Below are 12,994 nucleotides of genomic sequence, written 5' to 3'. Positions count from 1 at the left end.
TCACGCCACTGCCTTCCGACAGATCTCCTCGGACATCTCTCCCGTCGAGCACAGGTAGGCGAGTTGCGCGTCCGCTGCTGTGGTCCCCTCGTCCAGGACGGGGGAAACCGGGTATCCGGATGCGGCGCACAGATCCGGATCTGCATCGCCGAGTGAACACAGGTACTCGAGTTGGGCCGAGGCGTTCGAGGTGCCCGAGTCAGCAGGCGGCGTGGGATATCCGGACCGCCCGCACAACGCGAGGTCGGCTTCTCCGGTCGAGCAGAGGTACCTCAGCTGAGCCTCGGCTGCCGACGATGCATTGTCCACGGACGCCGGATAGGGGTATCGCGACTGCTCGCACAGCGATCGGTCCGCTTCACCCGTCGAGCAGAGGTACTTCAGCTGAGCGTCGGCACTGTTGTTCGGTCCCTCCGGCTGCGTGGTCGGTATCGCGGAGGCACTGGTCGCGTCGGCACTGCCGGTGCGCTCGGGTGGCGGCGTCACCGAGCTTGCCGTCGTCGACGAAGCCGACTGAGTGGTCGACGACGCGGCGGTGGCCGAACGGGACGAGGATTCGTCGGCACTGTTCGAGCTACACGCACCGAGCGCCACGGTGGCGAACGCAATCGCGGTCACGGCGAGGAGTTTCATTGCGAGGCCCTGCTTTCTGTCGAGGGCCGGGTGACCGACCGGTTCGGTGATGCGACGGGCTCCATCTCTCGGTTGCCCGAATCCAGGAGTTGACAACGGTTTCGACGCACCCGGGCGTGAGACTCGACGCGAAGGCCCCGGACATGAATTCCTGCACGGGGGAGCCGGCGAAACGAGTCCGTGTTCCGTCTCTGGTGAGGTCGGCGGCCGACAACTGTCCGGGTATCGACAGGTGACTGGCGGGGCTTGCCGACCCGTCCTTCCGGTAGGCCAGAAGATGCAGAGTGGACACCGGCCCGGCGGCGTCGCAGTAGTACGGCGACAAGTCGTCGAACAACGCCGAACTCATGCAGTCCGATGCCGGCGGAACAACGGACGCGCTTGCGTCCTCTGCCGGCATGCAGTGGATGATCGAGTCGTCCATGCCTTGGCCGATCAAGATCGGGACGGGCTTTCCCTCGGACATGGGCACTTCGGGGTACGGGCTGGTTCCACGCGGACCGGGCATGTTCCAAGTGATCCACTCGCACCAGGCACCGATGCCTTCGTCGGGCGGCGCGGCACAGGCCGCGTCGAGCCCACCGGGAAAGTACTCACCGACCGTGTACGGGTCGGGCAGATTCCAGATCGACTGCACGAGCATCTGATTCGTTCGCGCGTCCCGGTACGGAGCGGTTGCTGCCTGTACCTTCTTCGATTCGGTTTCCAAGCACAACGACGTGATCGTCCGGACGCTCTGCTGCCCCTGAGCGGTGAGAATGGCGTCGGGAGTGATCGCACCGATCCCGGGGAACGCCGGAAGTGCGGCGTCCGGAGACATCGGCACAGATGTCGCGAAGTTCGACCACGACCCGAATATGTAGGAGAACAGCGCCGGTCCGATCTGCAGTTCGAGCGCGGGTATCGGCAGTCCGACAACTTCGATCGTCTTGTGCATCTCCCAGTCCGCCAGGCCTCGGGCATCGGAACCGGGCGCGGCGACGAAAGTGGAGGCCGGAGCCAACCCGACGACGCCGGCAAGTTCGATCGTCGGAGTCGGCTTCGACGGCGAGGTGCTGGAGTAGTACGTGTCGGCCATCTGCCCGGCCCACAGCGCGGCATGACCACCCTGCGAATGGCCCCAGGTCACCATCTCGTACGTATCGATCTTCTCCGAGTCCGCATGCTGCTCCTCGACCAGTTGGGCAAGTGCGCGTACCGAATCGAGGACATTTGCCGCAGCGACCCGGCCGACGACATACGTGTCGTTCGGTTGATAGTCCGTTGCGGCAACCGACCATCCTTGATCGAGCGCGTACTGCAGTGCGCCGTTGTCGGGCGTTCCTTCGTACTCGCCGAGTTCGTTCCCGATCCCTACCGCGCCGATTCCGCCCGGCATCGGTCCCCAGAACAGCTTCTCGGGGCTGCTCGATGGAAGGCACCGCTGATCCAAGCCGACCGTTCCATGTGACCAGGCCAGAATGTCGGCCTTTCCATCGACTACCCGGGGACCGGATTCGGGAATCGCCGCCATGCCGCACACCAACTGCAGATCGGTCTCGTCGACGCCCATCGACACGTAGAGAATTCGCCACACTGTCGCCCGTACCGGAAACCCTTCGGCTTGTTTGCCGACGGGATTCAACGGCTCGGACTTGATCAGATCGCCGGTTCCGGCACCCTCGGGCACTTGCGAACCGACACCCATCGGACCACTGCACACCGAGGTGTCCTGTGACACGGGCTGTTCCGGCGTCGACGGCTCATCCGAGTGGCGACCGCACGCCGCGAGCACCAAGACGAGTGTCAACAGCATCGAAGTGGTAGAAGATGCCTTGCCCAGGCGACGGCGCATGGCGCACAGCGTAAGTCAGGTACGGCTACGGGCGCAGGGATTCGCAGATCGAGGTCCTGGAACACCTCGGAACGCAAACGGATCCGTTTGTCGGGGTAGATATGGGTGATATCCCCGATGCGCCGAAAGCCGTTGATGACGCAGACTTTTCACCATGACATTCGAGAGCGGTTCCCCCAGAGAATTCACCCGGTCCAGTTCGCAGAAGATGATCGGAGGTGTATGCGGCGGCGTTGCCGAATATTTCGGCTGGGACGTCAACATCGTCCGCCTCGCCACCGTTGCCGGCACGGTCCTGACCGGCGGCACCGTCGTGCTGATCTACCTGGCGGGGTTGATGTTGATGCCGCTCCGGGCGTGACCCGGCGACGGACACAGAAAAGGCCCCGCCGCCTCTGATCAGAGACGCGGGGCCGATCTGTACCGAATCTAGCTGGAGCCGAAGCTACCGGTGCTGTCTCCGAGGAGTCCCTCGAGCAAGCCGTCGAGCAGTCCGCCGGTGATGAGGTCGCCGAGGCCACCTTCCTCGCCGCCACCGAGGATGGGCAGGAGATCGGTGATGAGGTCCAAGAACATGGGTAAAGGCCTTTCGAGAAACGTCGAGGGGGTCTGACGGGTGATGTAAGAGCGTCAGAAACATATCGTCGGCAACTCGGTACAGTCCATCGTTTCGGACAAAAAGGACCCACCGACTGTTTCGGGCCCCGAAACGCGATGCAGACTCAGCCCTCGGTCTTCCCGGTGATCAACCAGCCACAGGGTGCGGCGAGCGCGTCCGCCTCGGCGGGTCCCATCGAACCGGGCTCGTAGCTCTTCACCTCGGGCGGGTTGCTCAGCAAGGGAGCCGCGACATCCCACACGTGCGCCAGACCGTCCGGCCTGGTGAACAACGATCGGTCTCCGCTGAGCACATCGAGGATCAGGCGCGCGTAGGGGCTGAGCGGCTCGGCGTCGGGCACCGACTTCAGCGGTAACGCCAGATGCCCGACCGACAGATCGAAATCCGGGCCCGGCTCCTTCACCGTCATGGCGATGTCGATGCTGCCGTCTCCGGACAGGTCGAAGGACAGCACCGCCCCGTCCTCGGGCAGCTCGGTGAGCGGACTGTCGGCGGGCTTGCGGAACACCAACGACACCCGCTGCGCTCCGACACCCAGCATCTTTCCGGTGCGCAGCAGGAACGGCACTCCACGCCAGCGGTCGGTGTCGACCCACAGCTTGGCCGCCACGAACGTGTCGACCTCGGAATTGTCGTCGACTCCCTCGACGTCGCGGTAACCGTCGTACTGACCGAGAACCACCTCGTCGGTGTCCAACGCCCGGAACTGCCCGATCACCGTCTCCCGAGCCGATTGCAGATCCTCCGCCTTCAGTGACGCCGGCGGTTCCATCGCCACCTCGGCCGCGACCTGGAACAGGTGCGTGACGAGCATGTCCAGCACGGCACCGGTCTCGTCGTAGAACTCGGCGCGGTCGTCGATGTCGAGGGTCTCGGGGACGTCGATCTGCACCTGCGCAACGTGCTCGGAGTTCCAGATGCCGCTGATCATGCCGTTCGCGAACCGCAGCACGTGCAGATTCTGGGTCGCTTCCTTGCCCAGGAAGTGGTCGATTCGATAGACCTGCTCTTCCTCGACGACCTCGTGAACGGCTTTGTCGAGTTCCTCGAAATTGCTCTGAGAGGTGCCGAACGGCTTCTCGTAGACCACCCGGGAACCCTCGGCGAGATCGTGTGCACCCAGGGCCTTCGTGTAATCGACGAAGGTGCTCGGCGGCAGAGCGATGTAGTGCACCAGCTGGGCATCGTCGCCGATATCCTTCTTGACCTCGGCGACGACCTCGGGCAACTTACCGGGGTCATCGACGGTGAAGCCGTTGCCCGCGAAGCGGATTCGCTCGGAGAATTCGGACCAATCGCCGTCGTCCACGTTCTCGGCGAACTCGTCGAGGACGCTGCGGACGTGATCGCGGAACTCGTCGTCGGAGGTGTCCTTGCGGCCGTTGCCGATCAGGACCCATTTCTCGGGCAGCAGGCCCTCGATATGGAGTTGGTAGAACGACGGCAGGACCATTCGCTTCGCGAGGTCTCCGGTTGCGCCGAACAGGACGAATACAGTGGGTTGCGAGGACGCCATGACCTCCACTATGCACCGACCCGGGCCGAGCATGGCTACAGTCGGTGTGATGACCAGATCACGGTTTCACGGTGAGATCTACGGGGTAGGTACGACGTCCGGGGTGCGGATCGTCGTCGGACATTGGACGCGCTCGCCGCTCGGGGAATTCACCGACGTCATGGTCCAGTTCGCGGACGGACAGCGCCTGCTGATCGCCCCCAACGAGGGCGTACGCGAATTCGTCACCGCCACATACACATTCGACTCCACCGAACTGGTCCCGGTGACCTTCGCAGCGGAGCCGAATGGATGGCGATCGGTACGGGCCGGTGACCTGTCGATCAGGATCCGCGTCGCCGGGCCGACCGTGCTCGGTCGCGCATTGAGCCTCGTCCCCGACGCGGTGTCGACGGCACCGTGGTTCTGCGCGATCAGCGACCCCATCGCCCGAGTCGTACTGCGCGGAGTCCGCACCCGCGGCAGCGCAGGCGGGGGCCGACGCGAGTACTACGGTGCCAGGCACCAACATCGCGTCACCGACGTCTCCGCATCGTGGCAGGGCGAGGACCTCGGATCGCTCACCCCCGTCACTCCCCCGGTGACATTCGGATTCGGCAGCACCCCGGCGGCACCGTCGGTCACCTCCATCACCACGACGATCGACAGTTAGAAAGCCACCCGAGGGACGAAGGTCCCTCGACGTCGGGACGTAAAGGGCTGCTGCGACAGCAGCGCAGCGGCCAGGGTGGTGACGTGACCCTCACTGCACCACCCCGCCCCTCGTCCGACACCCACCCCGCTCTGTCTCCCGCTGCCGAGGCCGTCGTCCGAGCCACTGCCGGTGTGGTCGCGGAACACTCCGAAACGATCAGCGCCCGCTTCTACGAGTCGATGCTCGGCGAACGCCCCGAGCTGTGGCGTCTGTTCAATCGCGCGAATCAGGAAACCGGAGAGCAGAGTCGGGCACTGGCCGCGTCGGTGGTCGGCTACGCCGTGCAACTGATCGACCCGGACGCACCGTCGTTCGAGCCGGTGTTGCGCCGCATCGCCGGCAAGCACATCACCCTCGGTATCACCCCGGAGCAGTACACCCTCGTGGGCCGACACCTGCTCGGTGCCGTGGCCGACATCCTCGGCGCTGCCGTCACTCCCGCCGTCGCTGCCGCGTGGGACGAGGTCTACTGGCTGTTCGCCACGCAGCTCATCGCCACCGAAGCGCGCCTCTACGCAGCGGCAGACATCGACCCCCACAATCCGCTGCGCCCGTATCGCGTGATGCGGCGCACGCAGGAAAGCCCCGGCACGGTCTCGCTCGTCCTCGAACCCGCGGACGGCGCTCCCCTTCCCGCACTCGCGGCCGGCCAGTACGTCACGGTGTTCGTCGACCTCGCCGACGGCACGCGGCAACCGCGTCAGTACAGCGTCTCGTCCATCGCATCCGACACCCGCCTGCAGATCACGGTGGCACAGGTACGGAACGGTCCGCCCGGGCAGGTTTCGACTCACCTCCAGGAGGCCGTCGACGTCGGCGACATTCTCGAAGTGAGCGGTCCTGCAGGTGATTTCGGAGTACCTACCGGCGAAGGACCGCTGCTGATCGCCACGGCCGGTGCCGGAATCACCACCGTGCTGCCGCTCGTCGAGCATCTCGCTCGAACCCAGCCCGGCCGCAAGCTGATACTGGCCCACGCGGACCGCAGCCGCGCCGACCACGCATTGCGACAGGCGATCGCCACTGCGGCCGAAGCACTCGACGACGTCGTCGATCACGCCTGGTACGAGACCGTCGACGCGGACGATTCGACGTCGTTCACCGGATTGATGAATTTCGACCGGATCGCCTTCACCGCGGACACCCACGTGCTCAGCTGCGGACCGTTGCCGTTCCTGCGCGCCGTCCGGCTCGCGGCCCTTCAGCGCGGCGTACCGCCGGAGCGCACCTCCTACGAGGTGTTCGGGCCGGACCTGTGGTCTCCCGTCACCGTGACCGAATGAAGAAGGTTCCGCTCGACGCACTCGTCGGCACGCAGATCGCGGCAGCCACCGCCGCCTCGTCGCGTCGGGCGGCGGTGGCGGTGTACGGGGGCCACGACCACGCTCTCCGACAAACACTGATCGCGCTCGCTGCCGGTGCCGAACTGTCCGAGCACAACAACCCAGGAGAGGCCACCGTGCATGTCCTGTCCGGTCGGGTCGAATTGGTCAGCGGCAGCAATGTGTGGTGCGGAATGTCCGGCGATTTCTTGATCGTCCCCGAAGCACCGCACTCCTTGCGAGCCATGACCGACGCAGCCGTGCTGTTGACGACGGTGGTCGCGTCGGCCTAGACCACCGAAGCGCCGGATGCTCTCAGCTCGTCGAGGGCCGCGGCGGAGGTCTCGGGAGCAACCCCGGCGACGAGGTCGGTGAGGACGCGGACGTCGAATTTCTCGGCGACGGCATCCTTGGCCGAGGCCAGCACGCAGTAGTCGGTCGCAAGCCCGACGACGTCGATGTCGGTGACCTCGTTGGCGGCGAGTATCTCGGCCAGGGGTGTCCCATCCTCGGTGACGCCCTCGAACGCCGAGTACGACGGCTTGCCCTGCCCCTTGTAGACGTGCACGTCCACCGAACCGGTCGCGTAATCGGGGTGGTATTCGGCACCGACCGTGCCTGCCACGCAATGCACCGGCCACGTGGTGACGAAATCCGGTGCGGCATCGGTGGCGAAATGCCCGCCGTTGTCGCCCTCCGCGTCGTGCCAATCCCGCGAGGACACCACGAGGTCGTAGTCGTCGCCCTGGCGCGCCAGGTACGCGCTGATCCTGCGCGCGACCTCCGCACCGCCGGCCACCGCCAGCGCGCCGCCCTCGGTGAAATCGTTCTGCACATCCACAACCAACAGCGCACGAGTCATGGATCCCAGTATCCTCGACGGGTGCGCGTGTCGTCTCTGCTGACCTACCCAGTCAAGGGATGCGCAGGTGCAGCGTTGGATTCTGCCCACGTGAGCGCTACCGGCCTCGAGCACGATCGCGCATTCATGATCGTCGACGCCGACGGCGCATTCCGCAGTCAACGGAGCGACCCCGGCCTCGCGGTCGTTCGATGCTCGGTGACGGACGGGTCGCTGACGCTCGACCACGCATCGATCGGTTCGGTGACCGTGGCCATCGACCGCGACTCCGAGTCGCGCGACATCACCATGTTCCGCGCGCCGATGCGGGGCATCGATCAGGGCGACGAGGTCGCGGGCTGGCTGACCGAGGTGATCGGAGAACCGTCGAGGCTCGTCGCCGCGCCGCGCGACCTCGGCCGGATCACCGACGGAATATCGCCCGGCTCAGCACAATTCGCCGACAGTGCGGCAGTCCACATTCTCTCGACCGCCACGCTCGCCGGGCTCAATTCCCGACTCGACGCCGCATTGCCGATGAATCGATTTCGTCCCAATATCGTCGTCGACGGCTGGGACGAACCGCATCGGGAAGACGAGGTGCGGGAAGTGACCATCGGACCCACGCGTCTCGCGTACACCAAGCTGGCGATCCGGTGCGCCGTCACCACCGTCGAGCAGACAACCGGTGAGCGCACCGGGCCCGAGCCGCTGCGCACCCTGGGTGACTACCGCCGCGGCCGACAGAAGGGCGTTGCCTTCGGGTCGAAATTCTCCGTGCTGCAGAACGGCACGGTGACCGTCGGCGACGAACTACGCGTCGAGAGTTGGGGCGAGTCGGAGCTGTAGCTCGCGATGATTGTCCACTCTGTGCGTTCGCAGACGGCTTTCCGTCTACGAGAACGAATTGTGGACAACCATCGCACTTGCTTCCGCTGCTATCAGCGCCGCCAACTGGATCCGTGCCTGCCCTGCCCGCAATTCCCGGGAGAACACCGCACCTGCATCGACCAGATCGTGTCCACCCCCGCCGCCGCCGTACGTCGGCGAGGTCTCACCGAACGGCACCCGCGTCGTGACGACCACGTGCACCCCACCAGCCACCGCTTCTTTCACCGCATGCACCACGCCGGCGTTGGTGTTGCCCGAGCCGAGAGCCTGAAGCACGATGCCCGACGCCCCCGCCCGGCGGCACGCATCGACCTGCAGGCCGTCGGCACCGGGATACAGCGCGACGATGTCCACGCGGATCCCGGCAATGGGCTTCCACGGCAACGGTTTCGGTCGCGACAATGCGGCGGAGCGGAACGCGTCGAGCTCGGTGGTGTGTTTCTTGATCGCACCGCGCGCCGGCAGCAAGCGCCCACCGAAGGCGATCAGTACACCGCGCTCGGACTGCGCTGCTGCCACTGCCGCAGCAATGTTGCCGGGGCCGTCCGGATCGGCATGATCGGCAGTGCGCTGAGCGCCGGTGAACACCACCGGACGCTCGTCGTCGTGGAACAGATCGACGTACAACGCCGACTCCTCCATGGTGTCCGTCCCGTGCAGCACCACCACTCCGACGCATCCGTCCTCGGCGAGCGCGTCCGCCACCGCCGTCCGGATGGTGTCGAGATCCGCGAAGTCCAAGGCCGAGCTGTCCTTCGACATCACCTCGCGCACCGCGACGCCGTCGACATCCACCCCGACACCGGCGACCGGACGAGAAACCCCGTGCTCGTCGCGACTACTGGCAATCGTCCCACCGGTGGTCAACAGGGCGACAAACTTACTCACTGCGCGCCGCCACCTCTCGAATTCGTTTGCGGCACAGGAACCAACCACCGACGAGCATCGGCGCGATGAGCAGGATCGACGCCACCGTCCAGGTACCGACCGGTTTGTCGAAGGCCATCAGCACGAGTACACACGCCAGGAAGCCTAGCGTTGCGTATCCGGTGTACGGGGCACCGAACAATCGGAACGCAGGTCGAGTGACCGCACCGGTCTTGGACAGCGACCAGAACTTCAGCTGACACGCCACGATGACGGCCCAGGCGCTGATGATGCCGAGAGCGGCGAGGTTGAGGACGATCTCGAATGCCTGCGCCGGGACCACTGCGTTGAGCACGACGCCGAGCAGCGTCACCACCGACGTCAGTGCGATGCCGCCGTACGGCACCCCCGACTTGTTCATCCGCGCAGCGAATGCGGGAGCCGAACCGGCGATCGCCATCGAATGCAGGATGCGTCCGGTGGAGTAGAGGCCGGCGTTGAGCGAGGACAAAGCTGCAGTGAGGACCACGAGGTTCATGATCGCGTCGGCACCCTCGACGTCGATGGCTCCGAAGAACGTCACGAACGGACTCTCACCGGCCTGATAGCTGTTGTACGGCAACAACAACGAGAGCAGCAGCACCGAGCCGACGTAGAACACGACGATACGGATGATGACGGTGTTGATCGCCTTGGGGATGACCTTCTCGGGGTTCTGCGTCTCGCCGGCAGCGGTACCGACCAGCTCGATCGAGGCGTACGCGAACACCACGCCCTGGATCACCACGATTGCAGGCAACAGCCCGTTGGGGATCAGTCCGCCGTTGTCGGTGAGCACGCTCAACCCCGGCTCCTGCCCGTCGATGGGCGTTCCGAAGATGACGAAGTAGGTACCGATCAACAGGAACGTCACCAGTGCAACGACTTTGATGAGCGCGAACCAGAACTCGAGCTCACCGAACACCTTCACCGACACCAGGTTCAGACCGAGAACGAGCAGCAGGCCCCCGAGTGCGAACACCCACTGGTCGATGTCGCCGAGCGGGGCCCAGTACTTCTTGAAGAAGTTCATGTACAACGCCACGGCCGTCACGTCGACGACCGCCGTCATCGCCCAGTTCATCCAGTACAGCCAGCCGGCCGCGAAAGCGACCTTCTCCCCGAAGAATTCGCGCGAGTACGAGACGAACGAGCCCGAGCTCGGCCGGTGCATCACCAGTTCGCCCAGAGCGCGCAGGATCAGGAAGGCGAAGAATCCGCACAGCGCATACACCAGTACCAGCGCCGGACCTGCGTCGCGGAGGCGGCCACCGGCTCCCATGAACAGCCCGGTCCCGATGGCACCGCCGATGGCGATCATCTGAATCTGACGTGGGGCCAGCTCTTTTCGATAACCGGGGTCTTCCTCGGTGAAGGCCTTGCGGGTATCGACACTCCTGTTCTCGGTGCTCATCGCGTCACCTCGTCGACGTCTCGGGAGCATCTGCATGCTCGACCGGCGCCACTCGAAGGTTGGCGAGGTGCTCGGGACTCAGGAGCCGATCGAGCTCGTCCCGGGCCAGCAGCCCCTTCTCGAGTACGAGGTCGACCACATTGCGCCCACTGACCAACGCTTCCTGGGCAATCGCAGTCGATTCCACGTATCCGAGATACGGGCTCAGCGCGGTGATCAGGCCGATGGAGTTCTCGACGCGCTCACGCAGCAGATCGACGTTTGCGGTGATGCCGTCCACGCAGCGATGCGCGACGGTGCGGCACGCGGCACTCAGATGCGCCATACCGTCGGACAGGGACTTGACGATGATCGGCTCGAATGCGTTGAGCTGCAACTGTCCTGCCTCGGCCGCCATCGTGATCGTGACGTCGTGCCCGATCACCTCGTAGGCAACCTGATTGAGCACCTCGGGGATGACGGGGTTGACCTTGCCGGGCATGATCGACGAACCCGCCTGCATCGGAGGCAGATTGATCTCGTTGAAGCCTGCCCGCGGACCGGACGACAGCAACCGCAGATCGTTGCAGATCTTCGACAGTTTCACCGCAACCCGCTTGAGCACACCGGACAGGTGGACGAACTGGCCGACGTCCTGCGTTGCCTCGATCAGGTCCGTTGCCGTCACCAGCGGCAGACCGGTGATCGTCCGCAGATGCGCGACGGCCGATTCGGTGTATCCGGCAGGAGCGTTGAGTCCGGTGCCGATGGCGGTGGCTCCGAGGTTGATCTCGTGCACCAGCAGTGCTGCTTCTTCGAGCCGCGAGCAGTCCTCGTCGATCATGATCGCGTAGGTGCCGAACTCCTGACCGAGAGTCATCGGCACCGCGTCCTGCAGCTGTGTGCGGCCCATCTTGACGACGGTGGCGAATTCGCTTGCTTTGCGGCCGAACGAATCTCGCAGCACCTTCATCGAGGCGATGAGCTCGTGCACCGCGAAGATGGTCGCGATGTTCACCGACGTCGGGTACACGTCGTTGGTGGACTGCGACGCGTTCACGTGCTCGTTGGGGTGCAGCATGCTGTACTCGCCGTGGGCGTGCCCGAGGATTTCCAGCGCACGGTTGGCGATGACCTCGTTGGCGTTCATGTTGGTCGAGGTGCCCGCACCACCCTGGATGACGTCGACGACGAACTCCTCGTGCCACTGGCCGTCGAGAATCTCCTGGCACGCCGTGCGGATTGCTTCCCCGCGGGTGGCGTCGAGAATTCCGAGATCCTGATTGGCCGACGCAGCTGCCCACTTCACCGCTGCGAGTCCGCGAACGAGGTGCGCGTTGGTGGAGATCGGACGCCCGGTGATGGGGAAGTTCTCGAGAGCGCGCAGGGTGTGGATCCCCCAGTACGCAGTCGTCGGGATGTCGCGTTCGCCGAGAAGATCCTTCTCGATGCGGGTATCGGCCACGGTTGCGCTCCTTGATGGGGTGTCCAGCTGTCCGGCTGTCTGACAGGTAGAGTGTGGCGCAGAACACCTCATCGGTCAACCCCAAGCTAGGATTGCGTCATGAACCTGTCGGACAGCTGGGCAGTCAGTGCGCCCACGAATGCCCGAATGAGCGCAGCCGAGGGGGTGTTCGCCGACCTCCGCTCGGCGATCGCGTCGGGCGATCTCCCCGTCGGGCAGAAGTTGCCTTCCGAGGCCGCGCTCGCCACCCGGCACAGCGTCAGTCGCTCGGTCATCCGTGAGGCGCTACGTTCTTGCCATGCCCTCGGCCTGACCGAAACCAAAACGGGCCTGGGCACTTTCGTCGTTCGCGACCGCGTCGGAAGCGACCTCGACATCGGCAACTACGCCGCCCGCGAGCTCATGGAGGCCCGCCCGCACGTGGAGATTCCCGCTGCCGGCTGGGCCGCGGAGCGTCGCACCGACGAGGAGTTGACGGTGCTCGCCGGTCTGGCCGACGAGATGCGCTCCGAGGACGACCACGAGGCCTGGGTACTGCTGGACGCGCAGTTCCACACGGCGATCGCGCGAGCGAGCAAGAACCGCGTATTCGAGGCGATCATCGTCGATATTCGGGATGCGTTGACGCGGCAGTCGGAGACCCTCAACCTCGTCGCACATCGGCAGCAGCAATCCAACGTCGAACACGACGCGATCGTCGACGGCATCCGATCCGGCGAATACGACGCGGCAGCCCGCGCCATGACCGTGCATCTCGATGCGGTCCGGGGTGCAGTGGAGTCGCTCGCCGATAGGCCGGATCAGTAGTACGACTAGGCCGGGAGTGGAGCCTGCGGAACGACCCCTACTAGGCCGGGAGTGGAGCCTGCGGAACGATCCC

The 12,994-nt window shown here is 65.1% G+C and carries 14 protein-coding genes; 6 read left to right on the top strand and 8 right to left on the bottom strand.

What is annotated here, in order from left to right:
- Both R3P95_RS10810 and R3P95_RS10805 read right to left on the bottom strand, forming a co-directional pair.
- Positions 1–618: a hypothetical protein gene (locus tag R3P95_RS10810; RefSeq protein WP_317548350.1), complete on the bottom strand. Its 618-nt coding sequence runs from the start codon at positions 616–618 to the stop codon at positions 1–3.
- Complete coding sequence (locus R3P95_RS10805; protein WP_317548349.1) at positions 575–2,353, bottom strand: lipase family protein; 1,779 nt, start codon at positions 2,351–2,353, stop codon at positions 575–577. The genes R3P95_RS10810 and R3P95_RS10805 overlap by 44 nt, the downstream gene beginning before the upstream one ends.
- A gap of 268 nt (positions 2,354–2,621) precedes the next feature.
- On the opposite strand from R3P95_RS10805, the gene R3P95_RS10800 reads away from it, so the two are divergent.
- Positions 2,622–2,828 carry a PspC domain-containing protein gene (locus R3P95_RS10800; protein ID WP_269595093.1) on the top strand — a complete coding sequence of 69 codons (207 nt, stop codon included), beginning with the start codon at positions 2,622–2,624 and terminating at the stop codon, positions 2,826–2,828.
- A 68-nt stretch (positions 2,829–2,896) separates the two neighbouring features.
- On the opposite strand, the gene R3P95_RS10795 is transcribed toward R3P95_RS10800, so the two are convergent.
- Complete coding sequence (locus tag R3P95_RS10795) at positions 2,897–3,043, bottom strand: hypothetical protein (RefSeq protein ID WP_156516122.1); 147 nt, start codon at positions 3,041–3,043, stop codon at positions 2,897–2,899.
- 146 nt (positions 3,044–3,189) lie between these two features.
- A complete protein-coding gene (locus tag R3P95_RS10790; RefSeq protein WP_317548348.1) occupies positions 3,190–4,602 on the bottom strand; it encodes a glucose-6-phosphate dehydrogenase in 1,413 nt (470 codons plus the stop codon).
- 49 nt (positions 4,603–4,651) lie between these two features.
- On the opposite strand from R3P95_RS10790, the gene R3P95_RS10785 reads away from it, so the two are divergent.
- From R3P95_RS10785 to R3P95_RS10775, 3 genes are all read left to right on the top strand, one after another.
- Entirely contained in the window at positions 4,652–5,254 is a 603-nt protein-coding gene (locus R3P95_RS10785) for a hypothetical protein (protein ID WP_317548347.1), read from the top strand.
- Positions 5,255–5,337: 83 nt separating this feature from the next.
- Positions 5,338–6,579 (top strand): globin domain-containing protein, encoded by a 1,242-nt coding sequence (locus R3P95_RS10780; RefSeq protein WP_317548346.1) that lies wholly within the window; start codon positions 5,338–5,340, stop codon positions 6,577–6,579.
- Positions 6,576–6,911, top strand: coding sequence for a cupin domain-containing protein (locus R3P95_RS10775; protein ID WP_149406597.1), 336 nt, complete (start codon positions 6,576–6,578; stop codon positions 6,909–6,911). Before R3P95_RS10780 ends, R3P95_RS10775 begins: the two co-directional genes overlap by 4 nt.
- On the opposite strand, the gene R3P95_RS10770 is transcribed toward R3P95_RS10775, so the two are convergent.
- A complete protein-coding gene (locus R3P95_RS10770) occupies positions 6,908–7,480 on the bottom strand; it encodes an isochorismatase family protein (RefSeq protein WP_068048205.1) in 573 nt (190 codons plus the stop codon). The two genes, R3P95_RS10775 and R3P95_RS10770, sit on opposite strands and share 4 nt — an antisense overlap.
- Positions 7,481–7,501: 21 nt before the next feature.
- Here R3P95_RS10770 and R3P95_RS10765 point away from each other — a divergent pair, with 21 nt between their 5' ends.
- Positions 7,502–8,308, top strand: coding sequence for an MOSC domain-containing protein (locus tag R3P95_RS10765; RefSeq protein WP_149406596.1), 807 nt, complete (start codon positions 7,502–7,504; stop codon positions 8,306–8,308).
- A gap of 45 nt (positions 8,309–8,353) precedes the next feature.
- Here R3P95_RS10765 and R3P95_RS10760 read toward each other — a convergent pair whose 3' ends face one another.
- From R3P95_RS10760 to aspA, 3 genes are read right to left on the bottom strand one after another with little or no spacing between them, the layout of a single operon-like run.
- The gene (locus R3P95_RS10760) at positions 8,354–9,238 is read right to left on the bottom strand and encodes an asparaginase (protein WP_317548345.1); all 885 of its coding nucleotides are present in this window, start codon (positions 9,236–9,238) and stop codon (positions 8,354–8,356) included.
- Entirely contained in the window at positions 9,231–10,670 is a 1,440-nt protein-coding gene (locus tag R3P95_RS10755; RefSeq protein ID WP_317548344.1) for an amino acid permease, read from the bottom strand. Before R3P95_RS10755 ends, R3P95_RS10760 begins: the two co-directional genes overlap by 8 nt.
- Positions 10,671–10,674: 4 nt before the next feature.
- Entirely contained in the window at positions 10,675–12,114 is a 1,440-nt protein-coding gene (gene aspA, locus R3P95_RS10750) for an aspartate ammonia-lyase (RefSeq protein ID WP_149406593.1), read from the bottom strand.
- Between the two features lie 99 nt (positions 12,115–12,213).
- Here aspA and R3P95_RS10745 point away from each other — a divergent pair, with 99 nt between their 5' ends.
- Entirely contained in the window at positions 12,214–12,921 is a 708-nt protein-coding gene (locus R3P95_RS10745) for a FadR/GntR family transcriptional regulator (RefSeq protein ID WP_317548342.1), read from the top strand.
- The last annotated feature ends 73 nt before the right edge of the window (positions 12,922–12,994 follow it).

This window comes from Rhodococcus cercidiphylli, assembly GCF_033042225.1.
Lineage (GTDB): Bacteria > Actinomycetota > Actinomycetes > Mycobacteriales > Mycobacteriaceae > Rhodococcoides.
This window is presented reverse-complemented; position numbering and strand designations above follow the sequence as displayed.